This window comes from Shewanella sp. 6_MG-2023 (assembly GCF_030547195.1).
Classification (GTDB): domain Bacteria; phylum Pseudomonadota; class Gammaproteobacteria; order Enterobacterales; family Shewanellaceae; genus Shewanella.
This window is the reverse complement of the sequence record NZ_JAUOQU010000011.1, coordinates 1-22592: the sequence shown is the minus strand read 5'-3', so window position 1 is coordinate 22592 and position 22592 is coordinate 1. Positions and strand designations below refer to the sequence as shown.

Sequence of the window (22592 nt, the reverse complement as noted above, 5' to 3'; positions counted from 1 at the left end):
AAGAATTCGATTAAAATAATAAACTTAGAAAAAAGGAAGTTGTATGAAACTTAATAAATTATCGTTATTTATTAGTGCTGTTTTCGCTGTAACAACGCTATCTGCCTGTGATTTTTATGATAAGCCGATAACTGAAGATCCAACAGACCCTACAGATCCAACAGATCCAACCGACCCAATTGAACCGGTAGGCGATTTAGTCCCTGATTTGGTATTTAGTGATGCTGATTTGAGCACTCTTAAAGCGGCTATTGACGGCGCGACTGACGTTAATGAAGATGGTCAAATCGTTATCTTATTAGATAATACTGCCAGCTTTAGCGGTTTAAGCAATTTAGTCTTAGACAGTGAAACCCCATTAGTATTATTAGGTGGTGAACCGACTTATGATGGCCTAGAAGGCTCTGAATATGGCGCGGCGGCACAAATTACAGGTGGCGAAGGTTGTGTGGTTATCTCTGCTGATAACATTCAGTTACGTAACATTACTTTTAAAGACGTTACTCCAATCTGTAAAGACAGTTCAACCACCACCCTAATCAACGTAGGTACTTCATCATCAATGGGTGAGGCTTATGAAACCGTTGAGAGTAAGCCTGCTGGCGTGGTGTTATCACAACTGACCATTGATGGTGAAAACCTTGCATCAAATGGCCAGGATGATCCATTAGATTGGATTATGGTGCGCGGTGAAGGCACTCAAATCATCTATAACGCCTTTACTAACAAACCGACAGAAGAAGGCTCTTTCATTACTGTTCAAGGTACGAGTTCATCACATAAAGATGTGGTTATTAGTCACAACCATTTCAGCAACTTAGCCCTTGATAACCCTTTTAGCGGCACCAATGACGTGTTTGCGATTCGTTTAGGCACTTCAAGCTCATCTAAAACAGACTATGTGACCAATACACTCATCAGCGACAATCTATTTACTGACGTAAATGCATCACGCCGGATGATCTATGTGCGTTTAAGTAGTAACACTATTGAAAATAACACTTTTATTAGCAGCAATGGCTTTGTGTCATTAGAAGGTGGTGAAAACAACACTGTAGCTAGCAATATTATGATCAACGATGGCTCAGGTGAAGATGATGGTAAGTACGAAGCGGGTATTCGTATTATCTCTAAAGGCCACACAGTGACTAATAACTATGTCTACAACAATAGCCGTTCTAAAACCGGTAATGAAGTGGGCGCTATTTCAGTACTAGATGAAGAAATCGATTCTGGCGTAACGCTCAAAGCCCCATCAACAGTTGCTAACAACACGATTGTGAGTGCCAAACAAGGTTTCATCTTTGGTAAATCTGGTGCATGTACCGATGACTCAGTGGTTAATCTTACCGACAACCTAGTGGCAAACGGTGTTGACGGTGTTGATTCTAGTGACAAGGGTGTACGTGATGACTGCTTACTTGGTGAAGGTTCTACTTGGTCTGGCAACATGTTTGCGGTAACCACGTTATCAAGCAATGGTAACTACGAAGAAGTGACAGGAGAGCGTGAAAACTTAGGTAATGGCACTGCTGAATTAACAGAATCTGCTGAAGATTCAAAATTATTCCTTGCAACTCCAGAAGGTAATGTTGCTGGTAAAGGCGCAACAGGCTTAGTGATCCTTACTGAAGCAGAGGTTGGCCCAGAGTCAGCTGAATAAGCTCGCGTTATTAACTGGATTTGATTAAAAAAATAATTAGGAATATCAGAATGAAAAAGTATTTAGCAATTGCTGTTTTAGGTGCCTTAAGCTTTAACGCTGCAGCAGAAGATGATGATAATCTACGCCCTGGTAAAAGTACCATTGCCATTAAATGGGAACATAAACTGCTTGATGGTCGTACCGACCGCCCTAAAGTCGAGTTTGGCCATCGTATGCGCAACGGCTTTAAGTTTGGTGTTGAACAAGCGTGGCAATATGATCGCAGCAAGTCTGAAAAAGAAGTGGGTTTTGCCCCTGAGCAGTACGAGTTGACATTCAAAACAGATTATCAAACGCGTTGGGGCGATAATAACGAGCACCAGGCGGGCCCAGTATTAGATTATCAAACCAAAGAAACTGCCAACAGTATCCGATTTGGTGGTTACTATGGTTATAAAATTAATAGCGATTGGCAGGTAAAAGTGCGTGCACGTTATAGTCAGCACCTTGACCGTATCTCACTAAAAGATGATCCGGCCGATAGCTACTACCGCGATGACAAAAACAAAGAAATGCGTTACGACATGTGGCTGACGTACCGTTGGGATAACTTCCGCTTTGTTTATAACTTGATCCACTATAGCAAAATCTCATCATACAAGAACGACAGTGGTGTAGAGCAGCATGTATACAGTAATGGTGATCGCAGTTTATTTGAGCACGAGTTTACCGCGAACTACCGTTTCCCACATGCGAAAAAGCACACAGTATACGGTAAATTTAAGCTGAAAACTGAGATGCTTAAAGACAGCCATATGGTAGAAAACAGTGGTTACGATTGGTACGGTAAGCGTGATAACGCTATCGAGCTTGGTTATAAATACAGCTTCTAATGTTTAGCTGTTAATTTAATGAATAAATAACTATTGGGATTTTATCTAATTCCTTGGTTTTTAGTGATTAATTAACAAGAAGTCTGACTTGAAATGCTGCTTTGTCCTTGGTGACAGGCAGCATTTTTTTTACCCTTAACACTGAAATAAAGATTATTTTTGATTTTTGTGAGCTTGTCAGTATTAACTATGAACAAGGATTAAGTATTAATCTTCAATTAAGGTTATTATAATTACATTAATATTATTACTGGTCTAAAACTGGTGAATGTTAAACGATGCCAAATACTAGTTAAAAGAGTATCAGTCGGCGTTATAGTTCATTGTAAAAGACATAGTTTAACAAACTTTATTAGCTGACAAGTATAATAGATTTCACTGTTATTACTTGCTAATCATCTAATATATAATGTAAAAATATTTTATACTGCTGACTTTAATATTTGCGTCAAGGCCTAACTTAGCTAAAATGTTGTGGTTATCAATTGCCATTGTTAAACCTCTGCTTATCAGCAAGGCTCCTTTGCTTTGTATCTTTGTGATACAAGTTATTATGTCTTTTGTATTAATTAATGTGTAAATCATAGGTGGGTATTACTACATGAGCACAAAATTTACACCAATTGGTGGCGAAAAACGCAGCTTACATGTGCAAGTGGCATGTGAAATGGCTCGTAGTATTATTTCTGGTGATTTGCCACAGGGTGAGATTATCCCTGGGGAAATGGACCTTTGTACTCAGTTTGGTGTCAGCCGTACCGCATTGCGAGAAGCGATTAAGCTATTGACCTCTAAAGGTTTGTTGGAGTCTAAGCCCAAAGTCGGTACCCGAGTGCGAATGCAAGAGTATTGGAATTATCTTGATTCTCAATTACTTGACTGGCTCATTGACATGGAAAAAACCGAGCATCTCTATCAAGAGTTTTTATCGCTGCGTAAAGCGATAGAGCCTGAAGCCTGTGCTTGCGCCGCCCGCAATGCCACGGTTGAGCAGCGGATGCAGTTATCCGCACTATTTCAAGAAATGGATCGAATTTCTAAAGGGTTTGACCATGAAGGTTGGGTCGATGCCGATTTAGAGTTTCATCGGTTAATCTTTATTTCGACTGGTAACAGCTTCTTTTTACCGTTTGCCAATGTGTTGACCACCATGTTTAAGAGTTTCTTCCACCATGCCTCAAAGCGTGGCACTACCTGTATTGAAGAGCATCGTTTAATTTACGAAGCGATTATGGCGGGTAATGCAGAAAAGGCTCGTCAAGCCAGTGAAGAGTTGCTAAATCAAAGTGACCAAGAATTAGAAGCGATTCAGCAGTAAGCTTTAATCGCTAAAAAAGGCCAACTTGTTACTGACAGGTTGGCCTTTTTTTGTGAGCTGTTCTATAAGTTAAAAAGTAGCAGTTTTTCGCAGAAGATTGCTGTCTGGTTAACGTTTTATTCCTCAAAATGCGTTAATATTAAATCATACAAATGCCAAGGTTTTTGACCTTGGTATCTACCCGTCGCTGATTGAGAGAAGATAATGGATGAATCGCTAATTCCTAATATTGTTGATTTTATTGGGCAAATTGACCCGTTTGATCAACTGTCAGGGGACGTTTTAAAAGATGTTGCCAGCTGCATTAGTATTACCTACCTTGGCCGTGGTGAGCAGATCCAATTCAGCGACGGTTCGAATGAAAAATATTTATATATTATTCGTACCGGCTCCATGGAGCAGCGTAAGCCTGACGGGGTGTTGCGTTCAAAAATGGGCCCTGAAGACTTATTCGGGTTTACCTTTTTAGAGCCCCTAAAGAATATCCTCGATGGTTATACCGCGACCGCCATCGAAAACACCTTGCTGTATTTAATTCCTCATTCAAAACTGCTTAAACTGACCGCCCAACATCAACAGTTTAGTGAAAGTATCTCCTCAGCGGCGCAACTGCGCTTACGTTCGGCCTTAAATGTGGTGTGGTCCAATAAAGAGAAAGGCCTATTTTTAAAGAAAGTTTCTGAAGTGGCCAGTGGTCATGCTGCAGTGGTTGATATTGATATGAGCATTCAAGATGTCGCCAAAGAAATGCGTGATACCTGCCGCACCTCAACCGCAGTTATCAAAAAAGACGCTAACATTGTTGGCCTTATTACCGACCGAGATATGACCAAGCGAGTCATTGCAGATGGCCTTGATATTAGTTTGCCTATTCATACGGTAATGACTACGCCTGCTATTACCATTGGCCCTGATGATTTAATTTTAAAAGCGGCATCTTTAATGATGCAGTCGGGTATTCGCAGCTTACCTGTGGTACGTGGCAATGAAGTTTTGGGGTTACTAACCTCGTCGCACTTGGTGCAAAAACATCGGATGCAGGCGATTTTCTTAATTGAGAAAATCAAATACACCGAGACTACAGCAGGGTTGGCAGAGTTAACTTCAGAGCGGCAAGCGATTTTTGAGGCCCTAGTTGATGGCAAGGTAAGCGCCGAAATTATCGGCCAAGTGATGTCGATGATCATGGATGCCTATAATCGCCGCTTAATTCAAATGGCCGAAGAGCAATTTGGCGCACCACCTTGTGATTACAATTGGGTGGTTGCAGGCTCCCACGCCCGCAATGAAATTCATATGCTGTCAGATCAAGATAGCGCCATTATTATGGATGACAGTGCGACAGAAGAAGATAAAGTTTACTTTATTAAGCTTAGTGAATTCGTTAATCAAGGCTTGGATGGTTGCGGCTATCCCACCTGTACCGGTCATTACATGGCATCGAACCCTAAATGGTGTCAGACCTTATCTGTATGGAAACAGTTTTACCGCAAGTGGGTCAGCAATCCCCAATATGGCATGCTGATGAATGTCAGCGTATTTTTAGAGGTGCGAAGCTTACATGGCAATGCTAATTTTTCCGCTGAACTGCAGCAGCACTTACATCAATTAATTGCCCAAGATCATCAGTTTTTGCATTCGCTGGTTACTGATGCCGTTCGAGTGCAGCCACCTTTAGGGATTTTTAATAAATTGGTGGTAGAAAAAAGCGGTAATAACACTAAGGTGCTTAATATTAAAAAGTATGCCTTGAATTTAATTGTCGATTTAGCACGTATTTATGGGTTAGCTGTGGGGTGTTCAGAGTCAGGGACTCGACATCGTTTTGAGTATGCCGTGAATCAAAAGCTACTCCATGAAGATGACTTTAAAGATATTATTGAGGCCTTCTATTTTGTGACTCAAGTGCGTTATAACCATCAACTATCGGCATTGCGTCAGGGGCAAAAACCCAATAATCACATGGAGCCGAGCTCGATCAGCTCATTTGAGCGTAAACATTTAAAAGATGCTTTTAGAATTATCAGTAACCTTCAGGATGCGGCCAAGCTTCGCTTTAGTGGTAATTAAATGATAAAAAAATGGCTAAACCACTTTCACCCACTAACGCGACTCAATAAAGCCAGGCAGGATTATATTGCTGCGCATCCGCAATTACCGGATTTTTTATTGGCGTTATTAACCCAGCCGTTGCCAGAGCTTGGAGCTAAGGTCACTGAACTCACCTATTTATCGCTAGACATTGAAACCAGTGGTTTGGATGCTAAGCAAGATCATATTTTGAGTGTTGGTTACGTTACTATGCGTGGCAAGCGAATTGACTTAGCCAGTGTCGGCCATACCTATATTAAAGGTGTGGTGAGGCCAGAAACCGCGGTGATAAACCACATTATGCCGCAGATGGTTAATCGGGCGCAGAAGTTGGATATTGTGATGGAGCATCTGTTTCGGCAGATGCAGGGTAAGTTACTGTTAGTGCATGGTAAGCAAGTTGAGCAGCAGTTTATTGATCATTATTTGATGAAAAAATATCAGCTACCACCCATGCCACTGTTGTGGCTTGATACCTTAGCGATTGAAAAGTCGATGACCTTGAACAAAGCTAGTCAACAAGATGGTGATTATCGACTGATATCGATACGACAGCGTTACGGTTTACCTGAATACCATGGTCATAGTGCCTCGGTTGATGCAGTGGCTACCGCAGAGCTTTATTTGGCCTTATGCACGAAATTATTTGGCAATCAAACAGGAGAGATTAAGCAGGTCTATCGCCCTTAACGTTGTGGTTTAATCGTGGTTTAGTTAGCTGCAGGCATAAAGCGAAAAATCCCCAATATCCATATTGGGGAAAGAATACCACCGGAGTGGGAGTATGATTTTTTTATTATTATTTGAGCATGGGGATTAGGTTTTCGCTAGTTTCTGCACTAGCTTTTATATCGGATTTAAAATGATGATTTGGTCTTTCTGTTAATCTTTTAATAAGCGCTGCAACTTGCTCATTTGCAGCAACTCATTATATTCACCACAGGTATTAGTTTAGTGCAGCTACCGCTTCACGAACTAAACGGCCAATTTCATCCCATTGCTGATTATCAACTAAATTCGCTGGCACCATCCAAGTTCCACCACAGGCAACCACAGCATCAACAGCTAAGTAGTCATTGATGTTTTTTGGTGAAACGCCACCAGTAGGCATGATAGTTACTGGGTAAACAGCGGTTAATGCTTTTAGCATTGATATGCCGCCAGAAGGCTCTGCTGGGAAAAACTTAACTGTGTCTAAACCCATTTCCATTGCTTGCTCAACTAATGATGGGTTGTTTACACCAGGGATAATCGGCATACCGCGTTGCTGACAGTATTTAACCGTGCTTGGGTTAAAACCTGGGCTAACAATGAAATCCACGCCTGCATCAATAGCCGCATCTACCGTTGCTGAATTTAATACCGTGCCCGCACCAATTAACATATCAGGGTAAGCTGCGCGCATATTCTTAATGGCTTGAGCCGCTGCTGGAGTACGGAAGGTAATTTCCGCACAAGGCATACCATTTTCAACTAAAACTTGGCTGAGTTTCACCGCATCATCGGCATTTTTTATGGCAATGACCGGGATAACTTTTAGCTGTTTTAGTCTTTCGTTTAGCGTGCTCATATTGTTTCCTTTTGAATAATAACTAGCGGTAATTCGCCCAAATGGATTACCTAAAACTGTTGCAGAAAATACTTAGCGCTATGAATCAAAGGCCATTGGTATTGCTGGCATTACGCTGATATCAATGATGGCACCTTTGTGCTGGATCACTTCACTTGCTAATGCATGACCGGTAAGCGCTGACTGTTGTTGGCTTGCGCCCAGTAAACGTTGTGACAAATACCCAGCAGCAAATGAATCGCCCGCTGAGGTGGTATCAACCACAGTTTCTACTAAGGTGGCTGGCACACTAACTTGGCCGTCTTTGGTGACGATGAGGCACTCTTCTGCACCGCGCTTAATGACTACTTCGCTCATGCCTGCACTGAGGCTGCGATCGATACAGGTTGCCAGTTGCGTGTCACCAAACAAGGCTTGTTCGTCTTCAAACGTGAGTAAGCCAATATCGGTTAGGGCCAACATTTTAAGATAGCTTTCTTGGGCCTGTTGATGTGACTGCCACAATCTGGGACGGAAGTTATTATCAAAAATAATCTTGCCGCCATTGTCTTTACACTTTTGCAGGACGTCGAACAGTATTGCTCGGCTTTTAGGGGTTAAAATCGCCAAGCTAATACCTGATAAGTACAACACATCGTATTGACTGATCGTTGTTAGCAGTGTTGCTGAAGCGTGTTCTAACCAGAATTTTGCCGCGGCATCATTACGCCAGTAATGGAAGCTTCGCTCACCTTCGTCATCGACTTCGATAGCGTATAAACCGGGCAGCTTTTCAGACATAATTTGAACGTGCTGGGTATCTATGCCTTCTTGTTGCCAGCTTTTAAGCATGTTTTGGCTGAAGGGGTCTTGACCTAAGGCACTGAAGTAGCTGATGGTCATATTTTTATCTTGAGTTAATCGAGATAAATACACCGCAGTATTCAGGGTGTCACCACCGAAGCTTTGGACAAGTTCGCCATCACGTTGTTGCAGTTCAATCATGCATTCGCCAATGATACCGACCTTTAACATAGACATATCAGCTCCTATTTGGTTTTATAGAAAATCTTGACGAGCAGGATTGAACATATCAATTAAAATACTGTCTTGCTCTAACGCGACGGCACCATGCATCACCATTTTAGGCGCAATATAAGCATCGCCAGCTTTAAGCACTTTTTTAACACCATCGATTTCAGCTTCAAAGCTGCCTGCAGCCACATAACCAATTTGATCGTGAATGTCGTGAGTATGCGGGTGGCCGATGGCACCTTTATCAAATTTTACAAATACAGCCATTAAATCAGGAGTATAACCAATTATTTTGCGGCTCAAACCATCACCTAGGTCTTCCCAAGCGGTTTTGTCGTCTTCATAAAATGCGTTCATTACAATCTCCTTTTATTGTCGATAGCAGCAAGTAAGCTATATTCATCAGGCCTTAGTGCTTGATTGAACTTTGTGGTATCGACTATTTATCTTGGCTAAAGTTGCCGCTCAATTTGTACGTTAATCGAACGCCACCTTGTTTAGTATGATCTAAGTGTACTAGTAAAATACTTTTATTTGTAATACAAATCTACCGTAACTGTGATCGGCTTCGTATTTGTTTTATATTATTTTACAGGTCATACATCTATCTGATTGATTTATCGGGTTAAAAATAAATTATGTAATTTATTCATTATTTTAATAAGCACAGTTGATAGTGAAAACTAAAACTAATAGTCAGTGATCCAAGTCTATTATTAGTTTATATATGCTGAAATTTTTGTTTATTTGTATTATTTTAGATTCAGATGAGCACTTTTAGTTTGAGGTTAATATGTCGCAAGCCATTAAAGCGGTACTTTTTGAACAGTCGGAAATCACATCAATCGCCAATGAATTAGGTAAAGATAGCCTAATGGGTAAAAGCTTAACCAAGTTAATTGAAGATACTGACGCGTTTATGGCGTTAGGGGTTGAAGTCCCTGGCCATAGTGAAGCGGGTGGTTATGCACATAATCGTCACAAACAAAACTATCAATATATTAACCAAGCAGGACGTTTGTTTCTGGTAACAGGTGAAGACAAGTACGCTCAGTATACAGCTGACCTGTTACTTGCTTATGCAGATAAGTATTTGAAGCTTGATTATCATGAGCAATTGAACACTAACCCACCGGGTCGTTTGTTTCATCAAATCCTCAATGAACATGTCTTCCTGCTTTATTCTAGCTTAGGTTATAGCTGTATTCGCCATTGGTTATCTGCTGAGCAGCAGCAAACCATTATCGATGGTTTATTCCAGCCAATGTTAGATATGTTTACTGATAAGTATGCATTCGATTTTGACCGCATCCATAACCACGGCATCTGGGCTGTAGCAGCTGTTGCCATGTGTGGTTTAGCCATCGATAAGCCTGAATATGTTGAAATGTCTATTCACGGTCTTAAAGGTGATGACATTGAAGGCGGTTATTTAGCGCAAATCAGTAAGTTGTTTGCTCCTTCTGGTTACTACATGGAAGGGCCTTACTATCACCGTTATGCGATCCGTCCATTATGTTTATTCGCTGAAGCGATTCACCGTCACCGCCCTGAGTTAGATATCTTTAACTTTAATGGCCAAGTTATTGGCAAAACCGTTAAGGCAATGCTAGCAACAGCTTATCCAAATGGGGTATTCCCTGCATTAAATGATGCTTCATTAACCATGGATATTTGTGATGCGGGCGTTGTGGTTGCATTGAGCTTATATGCGAAACATTACGGTATAGATGATGACATCTTAGGTATGGCACAAATTCAAGATAGCGTTTGGGTTAATGCTTGCGGGCAAGCACTGTCAAGCGCATTTGATAACAATGACGCAGCGCTTAACCCATGCTGGGCCAGTGTTGAGCTAAACGAAGGCCCAAATGGCGATCGTGGCGCGCAGGCATTTTTACGTATGCAAAGTAATAAAGGCGATGTGAGCCAGTTAGTGATGAACTACGGTCAACACGGCATGGGCCATGGTCACTTTGATACCTTAGGAGTGAGCTTCTTTAACAATGGCCAAGAAGTATTACGTGAATACGGCTTTGGTCGCTGGGTTAACGTGGAGCCAAAATTTGGTGGTCGTTACTTAGATGAAAACAAATCTTATGCTCGCCAAACTATTGCCCATAATGCGGTAGCGGTAGATCAAAAGTGTCAAAACAACTTTGACGTTAAATTAGCTGATAGCCGCCACGGTGAACCACACTTCTTTAGCGGTGATGATAAAGAAATTCAAGGTGTGAGTGCATTTTGTCGTGACTTCTATGAAGGGGTTGATCAGCAACGTAGCTTGCTCATGATAAACGACGAGCGTTTAGCACAACCCATCTTGGTTGATTTATACCGTTTAACCAGTGAGGTGGCGCATCAATATGACTACGCACTGCATTACGATGGTCAAATCGTGCGGACAAACTTTGATTATCAAACTCACGCCGAGTTATCGACGCTAGGTGATGATTTTGGTTATCAACATCTTTGGAATGTTGGTCAAGGTAAAGCAAAAGACACCACTTTAGTGAGCTGGTTACAAGGTAGCAGCTATTACACTTGGCTTACGGCATCAAGCGAAGAAGACGAAGTTATCTTTACTCGCAGCGGCGCCAATGACCCATCATTTAACTTACGCAGCGAGCCAGGCTTAGTATTACGTCGCAATGCAAAAGACACGCTATTTGCCAACGTACTTGAGACTCATGGTTACTTTAATGAAGCCATTGAAGCCAGTACTGAAGCCCGCGGCCAAATTACCGAGGTTAAGGTTATTGGCACCAATGAGCAGGGATCGGTCATCGAAATTATCGCTAAAGATTACTCAATCATTGTGATGGTCAGTAACCAAGTTGGCGTGACTGACGAGAGCAAAACTAGCGTGACATTTAACAATCAAGATTTCCAATGGCAGGGTTACTTTGCTGTTGAAGTAAGAGGTTAATACCATGAGTTACCAACCATTATTAATGAGCTTTGAAGAAGCTGCCGAGTTACGTACTCATCTAAATACAGACAGCTTAATGGGCCGCTCTATTGCTACTGAAGTGGCAGCCCTTGAAGCTTATTTACCTGTCGGCATTGAAATTCCTGGCCACGGTGAAGCGGGCGGTTATGAGCATAACCGCCACAAGCAAAACTACATCCACCTGGATTTAGCAGGGCGTTTATTCTTGATCACTCAAGATAAGCGCTACCTTGATTACGCTAAAACCATGTTGGTTGAGTACGCTAAGGTGTATACCAGCTTTGAGCTGAACACTAGCCGTGACTCAAACCCACCGGGGCGTATTTTCCATCAGACACTGAATGAAAACATGTGGATGCTGTATGCATCTTGTGCTTATTCGTGTATTCGTCATGAGTTAACCACTGACGAACAACAGTTAATCGAAAACGACTTATTCCGTCCTATGATTGACTTGTTTGTTGATACTTATGCCCACGATTTTGACATCGTCCATAACCATGGCCTTTGGGCTGTGGCGGGTGTGGGTATTTGTGGTTACGCCATTAACGACCAAGCCAGTGTTGATAAAGCACTTTATGGCTTAGCGGGTGACAGCGTATCAGGTGGCTTTATTGCTCAGCTGACGCAACTGTTCTCGCCAGATGGTTACTATATGGAAGGTCCGTATTATCACCGTTTCTCGCTTAGACCGATTTACTTATTTGCTGAGACTATTCAACGTCGTCAGCCTGAAATCGATATCTATAACTTGAAAGATCAAGTGATTAAAACCACCACTTACGCCGTGATGTCTACCGCGTTCCCTAATGGTGTGTTGCCAGCGCTTAATGATTCATCTAAAACCATGGACATTAAAGATGAAGGCGTTTTAATTGCCACTAGCGTGTGCTTTAAGCGTTACTCCCAAGATGACAACCTTAAATCAATGGCAGTGCATCAAGACAAGGTTTGGGTACATGGATCAGGTGCCGCATTATCTGACGGTGTAGCGAACTCTGAAAAACTCGCAGGCTTTAACTGGGGTAGTTTACAGCTAACCGATGGCCCACAAGGCGAGCGCGGCGGTATTTCAATTTTACGTCATCGTGATGTTAAAGCTGACGATAGCATGGCGCTACTATGGTACGGCCAACACGGCAGTGACCATAAATTGCATTCAGCATTAGATCACGGTCATTTTGATGGTTTACACCTCAGCCTGTTTAATCACGGTCAAGAAGTGACCCACGACTATGGCTTTGGCCGTTGGGTTAACGTTGAGCCAAAATTTGGCGGTCGTTATATTCCTGAAAACAAAAGCTACTGTAAGCAAACTGTTGCTCACAATACAGTTGTGGTTGATGAAACCAGTCAAAACCAAGGTGACACCGCCACTGCTGAAGCACGTTGGGGTGAACCGCACTTCTTTGTGGCAGGTGATAACAACATGCAAGCCATGAGTGCATTTGTACGTGGCTACTACCCAGGGGTTGATCAACAACGCACAGTAGTGATGTTCGAAGTTGCCGGCATTGCTAAGCCAATCGTATTGGATTTATTCCGCTTAACCAGTGACGAGCAGCATACCTATGATTATGTAATGCATCACAGCGGTCAAATTATCCGTACTGATTTTGAGTACCAAACGGCGTCTAAGCTTAAGCCTGTCGGTGAAAAATCAGGTTATCAGCACTTGTGGAACATTGCTTCAGGCAAGGTTGATCAGCAAGGCAGCTTGGTAAGCTGGTTAATGGGCAGCAGCTACTATTCAATGGTGAGCAGCGCAACCCAAGACAGTGAAGTCATTTTTGCCCGTACTGGCGCCAATGATCCTGATTTTAACTTACGCAGCGAGCCGGTAATGCTGTTACGTCAGCAAGGCAAGACGCATTTATTTGCTAACGTCTATGAAACCCATGGCTATTTCAATGAAGCGATTGAAGCGAGCACTGATGCTCGCGGTCAAGTGAGCAAGGTTGAAGTACTCACTCACACAGCTGATGCATCAGCTGTGAAACTGACGCTGGTGTCAGGCCAAGAGGTTAATGTGTTTGTATCAAACAAAGCTGATGTCAATGCAGACAGCCACACAAGCCTTGAAATTGCTGGTAAAACAGTAAGCTGGAAAGGTGAAGTGCATATTGGTTAATGGCCAATAAGGCTGCCTAATAAGCAGTCTTATTTATTACCAATCAAAAAAGCCCGAGCTAACCATGTTAGTCTCGGGCTTTTTGTCTTTAGCGGGCAGTATAAGCAGGCTTGGATAAACTATTTAGTAGACAGCTTAACCAAATTCACCGCTAACATAACCTTGAGTGCGGCTATCTACTGGGTTTTGGAATAAGGTGGCGGTATCTGCATGTTCAACTAACTCGCCCATCCAGAAGAAGGCGGTTTTATCTGAAATCCGTTTTGCCTGATTCATTGAGTGAGTCACAATTACGATGGTGAACTTTTTACGTAGCTCGTCCATTAACTCTTCAATTTTATGGGTGGCGATAGGATCAAGCGCACTGGTTGGTTCATCCATCAAAATCACTTCAGGTTGCATAGCAATAGCACGTGCAATACACAAACGTTGCTGCTGACCGCCTGATAAACCAAGTGCTGGACTATGAAGGCGTTCTTTCACTTCATCCCATAATGCTGCACCGCGTAGAGACTCCTCTACGGTTTTATCAATCACTGACTTGTCTTTTTCGCCTTGCGCTTTTAGGCCAAAGGCAACATTGTCATAAATACTCATTGGGAATGGGTTGGGTTTTTGAAATACCATGCCCACGCGCATCCGCAGTTGTTTTACATCAATGTCTGAATATATGTTTTCGCCTTCAAATAACACATCACCATCAATTTTTACCCCTGCCACTAAGTCGTTCATGCGGTTTAAGGTGCGCAATAAGGTTGATTTACCACAACCTGACGGGCCAATTAACGCCGTGACCTGTTTAGCAGGAATAGGCAATGAAATATTCTTCAGCGCTTGGTTTTCGCCGTAGAAAAGGTTGAGATTATTGACTTCAAGCTTGTTCATTTTTAAATTGCCTTAATGTGAATGTTTATCAAATCGAGCTGCGATAATTTTGGTGGCTAGATTGAGTACTAGCACTAATACAATCAAGATGGTGGCTGTGGCATAGGCCTGATCCCACTCATGTTGAGTAAATAATTCTTGGGTGAGTTTATATAAATGCACGGTTAAGGTGCGGCCAGAATCTAATACTGATTCAGGAATTTGTGTCACCATGCCCGCGGTTAAAAATACCGGTGCCGACTCACCAATAACCCGGCCTGTACTCAAAATAATTGAGGTCACAATACCCGGTAATGCGTTAGGTAAAATGAGGCGCCAAATGGTATAAATCTTTGAACTGCCCAGTGCATAACCCCCTTCACGGTAGCTCATAGGTACCGCCATTAGCGCTTCTTCAGTGGTGCGGATTATCACAGGTAAAATCAGCATTGATAGTGTCAGCGCGCCAGCAAGGATAGAGAACCCAAGGCCGAGTACTGTCACAAAGAAGGTCATACCAAACAGACCGTAAACAATCGATGGAATACCGGCTAATGATTCAATACAAAAACGGATCACTTCAACCAATTTACTGCCAGGTTTGGCGTATTCGGTTAAGTAAATAGCGGTCATAATCCCCAGTGGCGCTGCGATACCCAGTGACAATCCAACCATATAAACGGTTGATACAATCATCGCCCAAATACCTGATGCTTCGCCAATGCGTGTGTAGCTACTGGTAATAAACTCCCAACTGACATGGCTTAAGCCGTTAGATAAAATGTGCCACACGACCCAAAGTAAAAATACGATGGTGAGCGCTGCAGATGCCCAAACGCCTGCCAGTGCAGCCTTGTCTTTAAACACTCGGGATTGCTTGTTTGATACTTGAGTCATTATGCATGCCCTCTTTTACGGTTTAGATAAAGTAGTCCAGCATTTAAACAAACGATAAAGGCCAGTAATACAATGCCTGTAGCGTATAAAGCACTTGAGTGGATGCCGGTTGCATAAGACATTTCCATAGCGATGTTAGCCGTTAATGAACGTGCAGGTTCAAGTAGTGAACCTGGCATAGCAGGAGCATTACCCATCACCATGATAATGGCCATGGTTTCACCAATGGCGCGGGCGACACCTAAAGCCACACCGGTATAAATTCCGCTTTTAGCAGCAGGAATTAATACGTTAAAAATACTGTAAATGTGCGATGCCCCTAAGGCTAAAGCACCTTCTTTATAAGTCGGGGTGAGTGCGCGTAGTGATGTTTCTGAAATCGTAATAACCGTTGGCAAAATCATAATCGCCAACACGATAATCCCCGCTAATAGAGTGTTACCTGCAGGAATATTAAAAATGCTTTCAATAGCTGGCACGATAACAATCAAACCGAAAAAGCCATAAACCACCGACGGAATACCCGCTAATAGCTCAACAGCAGGTCTAACAATGTTGGCGAGCCACTTTGGGGCAATTTCCGCTAAGAAGACAGCGGTTAATATTGCGACTGGTACGCCAATCATTACCGCGCCCATGGTTGAAGCAAGCGAGGCGACAATCATGGCGGCTATACCGTAAAGCGCAGGTGGTAGCCATTCTTTACCAAAAATGAGGTTTAACACTCCCGCTTCTTTAAATGCGGGTAATCCTTCATAGAAAACGAACCAGCCAATAGTGATGACCGATACCACGCCGACCATGGCGCTGAGAAAAAATAACCCGTGAAAGAGTAGTTCAACCCAATCAATTTTCTTGGCAGGAGACAGTGACACCTTTGTCGTCATGTCTATTTTGCTAGCCGTTTCCATGTTACAACCTCTATATAAACAAAAAGCAGCATAAGAAGGTCTAGGCCTTCTTATGCCATGCATTCAATCAGTAATTACTGAACGCGGATGTAGCCTTCTTCTGCAACGATACCTTGACCGTCTGCAGACATAATAAATTCAATAAATGATTTTGCTGTTGCTGGTGCGTCTTCATTTATTAACGCAATGAAAGGGCGGGCAATTTGATAGTCGCCAGCGGCAATGTTGCTATCGGTAGCTGCAACACCATTGACTGATAATGCGTTGAGTGAATCATCAACACTACCTAGTGAAATATAACCAATAGCGTATGGGTTGTTAGCAACGATGGTTTTAATCATGCCGTTACCGTTACCGACTTGAGCGGAAGGAGTAATAGCAGTTACTGTGTGGCCATTAACTTTACGTTGTAGCTGCATGATTTCTTCAAATGCGCCACGAGTACCTGAACCATTTTCGCGAGTAACAACAACGATTGGACGTGCTTCGCCGCCAACTTCGCTCCAGTTTTTGATTTCGCCACGGTAGATTTTAGAAATTTGTTCTTGAGTCAGGTCTTTAACTGGGTTTGCTTTATTTACTGCAGCAGCAATACCATCACGAGCAATAACAATTTCTTTTGTTTTTGGCGTTAATTCATTTGGTTTGATATTACGAGATGACATACCAATCATACTGGTGCCATCTTTAGCGGCGCGAATACCTGCTGATGAGCCGGTGCCCTGTACTTCAACATTTTTTTTTGTCGTATTTTGATAATTCTCTGCCAGCACTTCCATAACGTGGGCAACAGAGGTTGAACCAGACACTGTAACTGTACCAGCTTGAACAAGAGGTGCTGCCATTAAACCAACAGCTGTTAGTAAACCAATCACTTTTTTCATCACAAGTTCCACTTAATATAGGTAGTTCGTTTAATCCATTTGGATATCAACATTAGGGCGCTTCTCTTTTAAGGTTCGATTTGAAGCGAGTGCATTAAGACAGATCAATATGACAGTTAAGTTACAGTCAAAAGCGAGCAAATTAATTTGGATTAATTGTGGTTAATTGTTGTTTTGTTGGTGTTAATTGGTTGTTACCGGTAACGGGTGGTCGAGTGAGGCATTTTGGAAGTTGGCTTTTAATTTCTTAAATTTGCAGGCTTTATGTGGATATAGTTGTAGTGGGTGCTTGGGTGCGTTCGGGGCTTGTCAGCTAGTTGTTTTGCTGTGTTAAGTTAATTGTGAATTAAGTTTATTTTAACCTTGTGTCGATATTTGGGTTTTTCTTTATGCAGTGGTTATTAACATTTGGGCTAATATGAAAGTTTTATGACAATCAATTAAGGCGCTAAAATAATATACAATTAGTAAGCTTAACCGCCGTTTGAGTGGGGTTAAGTCATCGCAATGTACACTGCAACATCGTCTTTTTACCTTTTCATTGCCAAGTTTACGAGCAACTAAGATATGCACACCGCATGCAACGCCCACTCTTACAGCAGAGAGCATCGACATTATTCACACTATATAAGGTAAATGTATGACAACAGAAATGGTCATGATTGGAATCTCAGTACTCATTGTTATTGGCATTTTATTGCACCATCCATCTCGCACCTTAGGCATACCTTCGTTGCTGATATTTATGGGGGTCGGTTTATCCTTGGGTAATGGTGAGTTTAATTTCGTGTATGACAATCTCGACCAAACTGCATGGATAGGGGGGTTGGCACTTAATGTGATTGTATTTGTCGGTGGCTTAAATACCTCCACCGATAAAATTAAAGTGGCCTATAAAGAAGGCGGAGTATTAGCGTCATTTGGGGTGATATTTACCACACTCATCTTTGCGGCAATTCTTTATGGACTGCTGGATTTTAATCTAATCACCTGCTTGTTATTTGCCGCTATCGTATCTTCAACTGATGCGGCGGCAGTATTTTCAATTTTAGAGTCTAAAAAGCTTAAGTTAAAAGAGCAAACCGATACTGTGCTGGAGTTCGAGTCAGCCACCAATGACCCTGTGGCAATGCTAATGGTGATTGTATTAACCGATATGACACTGGCTTCTCATCAAGCGGTTGCTATTTCAACCTTATCACTGCACCTAGCGAGCCAGATTTTGGTTGCCATTGTGGTGGGCTTCTTAATTGGTAAATTAGCAGTATTACTGCTTAATCGAATTAGTTTGGCTGAATTCGGGCTTATTCCGGTATTTGTGTTAGCGAGCTTTATTATTGCTACTTATAGCGCCGAGATGCTTGGCGGTAATATTTTACTGGCGTCTTATATTGCTGGTGTGGTGATAGGTAATGGCATTAAGCGCGGCCAACTGGTTAATTTACACTTTTTTAATAGTTTATCTTGGTTGGCGCAGGCGTTGATGTTTATCGTGCTCGGACTGCAGATATTCCCGCAGACATTAATGAACGTCTTTTGGATTTCTATTATTCCGGGGCTATTACTTATCTTGGTCGCGAGACCGTTAGCGGTGCAGTTATGTTACTTGCCGTTTGTGAAGGCCAGCTGGAAAAAGCGTTTATTTATTTCAATGATAGGCCTAAAAGGGGCAACTCCGATTGTGTTTGCCTTAATACCTGCAGCGGCAGGCGTACCAGGTGCGATAGAAATCGTCCACATGGTGTTCTTTTTTGTATTGATGTCTGTGTTTATTCAGGGCGGCGCTATTGCACCCTTGGCCAATAAACTTGGGTTAGAGCAAAAAGAGCAGCATAAAGCAGAGTGATCGATCAGATCATTTGATACTGTAATTGGCTAAGCCATTATAAATGGGGGTTAAGCTGCGCTGAGTTGTTGCAAGGTATCTTCAGCTTTAGCTTGCTCAATGCGTTTCCAGACTTTCTCATGAAAATAGAATACTACGGTATTTACAGCAGGTTCTAATAGTGCGATAGCGCCGCCGATAACAATACTGCCTGTTAATAGATAAGTGACAGTAAAAGCGACACAGAAATGTAAGATGGCGAAAGTGATTGTTTTTTTCATGATAAATGACCTGTTTTATTAATTTGATGCAAATGATAATTGTTATCATCTAGGTTGTAAAGGTCAGTTTATCGATAGGCGTTATTTGATTTTTCAATTAAGCCGACCGAGAAATGGTCGGCTTAATTAGCAGTTATTACTATGAGTGACTAACATCTTCTAAGTTAACGATAGTAAGCAACAGTAAGCAACAGTAAGCAACAGTAAGTATTAGTAATGCCAAGGGAACTTAGAAAAGTCTTGGTCGCGCTTTTCTAAAAATGCATCACGGCCTTCTTGCGCTTCGTCTGTGCCATAAGCTAAACGAGTGGCTTCACCAGCAAATAATTGCTGCCCAACCAAACCATCATCTGGCAAGTTAAAGCCATATTTGAGCATACGCATCGCGGTTGGGGATTTACTGTTGATTTCTTTCGCCCAGCTTAATGCTTCAGTTTCAAGTTCAGCATGGGGGATAGAGCGGTTAACCATGCCCATATCAAACGCTTCATCAGCGGTATAATTAAAGCCAAGGAAGAAAATCTCACGAGCACGTTTTTGGCCGATCATTTTCGCTAAATAAGCACTACCATAGCCTGAGTCAAAACTGCCTACATCAGGATCCGTTTGCTTAAATACCGCATGTTCTTTAGAAGCTAAGGTGAGGTCGCACACAACATGTAAGCTATGGCCGCCGCCAACAGCCCAGCCAGGTACTACAGCAATAACCACTTTAGGCATAAAGCGGATAAGGCGTTGTACTTCTAATATGTGCAAGCGGCCCATGCGTGCCACATTAGGTTTACCTTCTTCTGCGCCTTCATATTTATAGCCATCTTTACCTCGGATACGCTGATCGCCACCGGCGCAAAAAGAGTGCTGACCTTTTGCTGATGGGCCGTTACCTGTAATTAATACACAGCCGACATCAGACCATTGGCGGGCATGATCTAACGCAGTGTAGAGTTCATCAACGGTTTTTGGGCGGAATGAATTAAGACAGTCGGGGCGGTTAATCGCGATACGCACCGTACCTTGATCTTTTGCGCGATGATAAGTGATGTCTTCAAAATCGAAGTCAGTTACAGTGTCCCAAAGTGTTGGGTCGAATATGTCAGAAACCTGCTGAGTCATTTTTTGCTAGCCTTTTTCAATAGATTATCCAAAGGCTAGGCTGAAATAATTCTCAGGTCAATTGACATAGGGCAGGAAAGCCAAAAATTATATTTTATCGCAGATAAATTGCAGGTTTTGTTTACTAATAGCAGGATGTGTCAGCCCAAAACCGCAATACTCATCTTTAAATGCACTCACAGACTCATTGTCAGTAAACACGCTTTTCAGTTCAGTGAGTTCTTTAGCTGTCAGTCTTTCAATCACCTCACTGGGAATGGTGGGGATGATATCTTCCTTTCTGGTGATCTTAGTGCCCGTCATTGATTTTAGTTTTTTTTCTGTATCGTTGAATACCGACTCAACTGCAGCAATAGGTTCATCTAATTTGTCGGTTTCGGTGGCAAAGTAGTAAATAACGCCGCCAATCAGTGCTATAAGGATCCAGCCTCTCATCTTTTAGTCCAATTAAAGTGAATAAGTTTAAACAATGCGAGTATAATACACTCAATTAACACTCTATAAACGAGTGCGTAGCAGTTACAGGCTATTTTTATCTAAATTAATAACGTTTTCTGTAACCTAAACAGAATTTGCCCCTTTTTTGAGTAGTAAGGCATCAAGATGACACAAGAATCTCAACCTAAAGATTATGCTAAGCAAACCCGGATCAAGATTCATCAACCCGACGCCAGTAAAGCGGATCGCTTTAATCCGAGTAACAGTATCTATGTCCGTGCTGTCACAGGACTGTGGACCACGGTAAGACGCCGTATTGGCTGGGCGACTTTATCTTTCTTTCTTATCCTGCCTTGGTTGCCTTGGGGTGATAGACAAGCCGTGTGGTTTAATTTGGGTGAACAGAAGTTCCACATCTTTAATCTCACTATTTGGCCGCAAGATTTAACCCTATTGGCAGCACTCTTTACTATTGCCGCATTTGGACTGTTTTTTGTTACCACCTATCTCGGGCGAGTTTGGTGTGGCTACACTTGTCCGCAAACCGTGTGGACATTTATCTTTATCTGGTTAGAAGAGAAGTTTGAAGGTGCGCGAAATAAACGTATCAAGCTAGATCAGATGCCCTGGAGCTTTAATAAGCTATGGCGTAAAACAGCCAAACACACTTCTTGGTTACTCATATCATTACTTACAGCGATGACCTTTGTGTCGTACTTTGTGCCAAGCCGTGAAGTCTATATTGATGTATTTACCCTTAATGCCGATATTGGCATTTATTTCTGGGTAGTATTTTTTACCTTAGCAACCTACGGTAATGCTGGCTGGATGCGTGAGATCATGTGTATTCATATGTGCCCTTATGCGCGCTTCCAAGCAGCCATGTTTGATAAGAACACTTATATAGTCGGTTATGACGCAAAACGTGGTGAAACCCGTGGCCCACGTTCACGCAAAGCAGACCCTAAAGAAATGGGCTTAGGTGATTGTATTGACTGTGACCTATGTGTCCAAGTTTGCCCTACCGGTATTGATATTCGTAATGGGCTGCAATATGAGTGTATTAACTGCGGCGCCTGTATTGATGCCTGCGATACCACAATGGAGCGAATGGGTTATGACAAGGGACTTATCAGCTACACCACCGAAAATAAATTAGAAAACGTTAAAGAAAGCATCATAAGACCGAAATTGGTGGGTTATGGTGTGGCGTTAACAGTCATGATCTTAGTGTTTATCTATGCCAGCGCCACAATTGCCCCTGTGCGAATGGATGTTATCCGAGACCGAAATGCTTTATATAGAATAACCAACGATGGCTTAGTGCAGAACACCTATACCTTAAAGCTACTTAATAAAACTGAGCAAGCACAGCAATATGCACTTTCGATGGATGGTATTGAAGGATATGAATGGAGCGGTCCACAAACCGTATCAGTGCAAGCGGGTGAAGTGCTCACTTTACCTATTAGTATTGCTGTCGATCCAGGGGTGTTAGAGCGAACCGTGACTAAAATTAACTTAATCGTAGCCGCGACCATTGATGATAAGGCCGTTGTCATCAAACAAGAATCAAGATTCTTTGGTGAGTAAAGCCTGATATAGCGCCTTAAAAGGGACGGTTAGTCCCTTTTTTGTGCGTTTCGTTTGAAATAGCAACGAACAAGCCATTTTCTATCGTTTTCTTCATAAAAGCCCTTGCGCTAAATCTTAACTTGCCTATAATGCGCATCCACTGACACGGCGACAGGCCAATAGCCTCAA

Annotated in this window: 19 protein-coding genes; 9 read left to right on the top strand and 10 right to left on the bottom strand. The window is 42.3% G+C overall.

What is annotated here, in order from left to right; genetic code table 11:
- The first annotated feature begins 43 nt into the window (after nucleotides 1-43).
- The 5 genes from Q4533_RS08340 (at nucleotide 44) to Q4533_RS08320 (ending at nucleotide 6637) form a co-directional block, all read left to right on the top strand.
- Nucleotides 44-1663, top strand: coding sequence for a chondroitinase-B domain-containing protein (locus Q4533_RS08340; RefSeq protein ID WP_303502584.1), 1620 nt, complete (start codon nucleotides 44-46; stop codon nucleotides 1661-1663).
- A gap of 50 nt (nucleotides 1664-1713) precedes the next feature.
- Entirely contained in the window at nucleotides 1714-2538 is an 825-nt protein-coding gene (locus tag Q4533_RS08335) for a hypothetical protein (RefSeq protein WP_102436346.1), read from the top strand.
- Nucleotides 2539-3139: 601 nt separating this feature from the next.
- The gene (locus tag Q4533_RS08330) at nucleotides 3140-3856 is read left to right on the top strand and encodes a FadR/GntR family transcriptional regulator (protein ID WP_076541842.1); all 717 of its coding nucleotides are present in this window, start codon (nucleotides 3140-3142) and stop codon (nucleotides 3854-3856) included.
- A 204-nt stretch (nucleotides 3857-4060) separates the two neighbouring features.
- Complete coding sequence (locus tag Q4533_RS08325) at nucleotides 4061-5926, top strand: DUF294 nucleotidyltransferase-like domain-containing protein (protein ID WP_102475846.1); 1866 nt, start codon at nucleotides 4061-4063, stop codon at nucleotides 5924-5926.
- A complete protein-coding gene (locus Q4533_RS08320; protein ID WP_102437249.1) occupies nucleotides 5927-6637 on the top strand; it encodes a 3'-5' exonuclease in 711 nt (236 codons plus the stop codon). It abuts the gene before it with no gap.
- A 256-nt stretch (nucleotides 6638-6893) separates the two neighbouring features.
- Here Q4533_RS08320 and Q4533_RS08315 read toward each other — a convergent pair whose 3' ends face one another.
- The 3 genes from Q4533_RS08315 to Q4533_RS08305 all read right to left on the bottom strand — a co-directional run bounded on the left by Q4533_RS08315 (nucleotide 6894) and on the right by Q4533_RS08305 (nucleotide 8888).
- Complete coding sequence (locus Q4533_RS08315) at nucleotides 6894-7517, bottom strand: bifunctional 4-hydroxy-2-oxoglutarate aldolase/2-dehydro-3-deoxy-phosphogluconate aldolase (protein WP_102437247.1); 624 nt, start codon at nucleotides 7515-7517, stop codon at nucleotides 6894-6896.
- A 78-nt stretch (nucleotides 7518-7595) separates the two neighbouring features.
- Nucleotides 7596-8537, bottom strand: a complete 942-nt coding sequence (locus Q4533_RS08310) for a sugar kinase (RefSeq protein WP_102437245.1) — start codon at nucleotides 8535-8537, stop codon at nucleotides 7596-7598.
- Nucleotides 8538-8555: 18 nt separating this feature from the next.
- On the bottom strand, nucleotides 8556-8888 hold the full coding sequence (locus Q4533_RS08305; protein WP_102437243.1) for a cupin domain-containing protein: 333 nt from the start codon (nucleotides 8886-8888) through the stop codon (nucleotides 8556-8558).
- 436 nt (nucleotides 8889-9324) lie between these two features.
- Between Q4533_RS08305 and Q4533_RS08300 the strand changes: the two genes are divergently transcribed.
- Both Q4533_RS08300 and Q4533_RS08295 read left to right on the top strand, forming a co-directional pair.
- Nucleotides 9325-11460: a heparinase II/III family protein gene (locus Q4533_RS08300; RefSeq protein WP_303502583.1), complete on the top strand. Its 2136-nt coding sequence runs from the start codon at nucleotides 9325-9327 to the stop codon at nucleotides 11458-11460.
- Nucleotides 11461-11464: 4 nt separating this feature from the next.
- Nucleotides 11465-13615, top strand: coding sequence for a heparinase II/III family protein (locus Q4533_RS08295; protein WP_102475843.1), 2151 nt, complete (start codon nucleotides 11465-11467; stop codon nucleotides 13613-13615).
- 135 nt (nucleotides 13616-13750) lie between these two features.
- On the opposite strand, the gene pstB is transcribed toward Q4533_RS08295, so the two are convergent.
- From pstB to Q4533_RS08275, 4 genes are all read right to left on the bottom strand, one after another.
- Nucleotides 13751-14500, bottom strand: coding sequence for a phosphate ABC transporter ATP-binding protein PstB (pstB, locus tag Q4533_RS08290; RefSeq protein ID WP_303413193.1), 750 nt, complete (start codon nucleotides 14498-14500; stop codon nucleotides 13751-13753).
- Between the two features lie 12 nt (nucleotides 14501-14512).
- Nucleotides 14513-15376, bottom strand: a complete 864-nt coding sequence (gene pstA / locus Q4533_RS08285; RefSeq protein WP_076541860.1) for a phosphate ABC transporter permease PstA — start codon at nucleotides 15374-15376, stop codon at nucleotides 14513-14515.
- Nucleotides 15376-16287 carry a phosphate ABC transporter permease subunit PstC gene (gene pstC, locus Q4533_RS08280; protein WP_076541861.1) on the bottom strand — a complete coding sequence of 304 codons (912 nt, stop codon included), beginning with the start codon at nucleotides 16285-16287 and terminating at the stop codon, nucleotides 15376-15378. The genes pstA and pstC overlap by 1 nt, the downstream gene beginning before the upstream one ends.
- Nucleotides 16288-16361: 74 nt before the next feature.
- Complete coding sequence (locus tag Q4533_RS08275; RefSeq protein WP_303502582.1) at nucleotides 16362-17171, bottom strand: phosphate ABC transporter substrate-binding protein; 810 nt, start codon at nucleotides 17169-17171, stop codon at nucleotides 16362-16364.
- Nucleotides 17172-17811: 640 nt separating this feature from the next.
- Between Q4533_RS08275 and Q4533_RS08270 the strand changes: the two genes are divergently transcribed.
- On the top strand, nucleotides 17812-19017 hold the full coding sequence (locus Q4533_RS08270) for a potassium/proton antiporter (RefSeq protein WP_102475839.1): 1206 nt from the start codon (nucleotides 17812-17814) through the stop codon (nucleotides 19015-19017).
- A 50-nt stretch (nucleotides 19018-19067) separates the two neighbouring features.
- On the opposite strand, the gene Q4533_RS08265 is transcribed toward Q4533_RS08270, so the two are convergent.
- The 3 genes from Q4533_RS08265 to Q4533_RS08255 form a co-directional block, all read right to left on the bottom strand.
- On the bottom strand, nucleotides 19068-19277 hold the full coding sequence (locus Q4533_RS08265) for a DUF2061 domain-containing protein (RefSeq protein WP_102439900.1): 210 nt from the start codon (nucleotides 19275-19277) through the stop codon (nucleotides 19068-19070).
- Between the two features lie 210 nt (nucleotides 19278-19487).
- Nucleotides 19488-20390: a 1,4-dihydroxy-2-naphthoyl-CoA synthase gene (locus tag Q4533_RS08260; RefSeq protein WP_303502581.1), complete on the bottom strand. Its 903-nt coding sequence runs from the start codon at nucleotides 20388-20390 to the stop codon at nucleotides 19488-19490.
- Nucleotides 20391-20477: 87 nt separating this feature from the next.
- On the bottom strand, nucleotides 20478-20825 hold the full coding sequence (locus Q4533_RS08255; RefSeq protein ID WP_102475837.1) for a hypothetical protein: 348 nt from the start codon (nucleotides 20823-20825) through the stop codon (nucleotides 20478-20480).
- Between the two features lie 168 nt (nucleotides 20826-20993).
- Between Q4533_RS08255 and ccoG the strand changes: the two genes are divergently transcribed.
- On the top strand, nucleotides 20994-22421 hold the full coding sequence (gene ccoG / locus Q4533_RS08250; RefSeq protein ID WP_303502580.1) for a cytochrome c oxidase accessory protein CcoG: 1428 nt from the start codon (nucleotides 20994-20996) through the stop codon (nucleotides 22419-22421).
- Nucleotides 22422-22592: the final 171 nt, after the last annotated feature.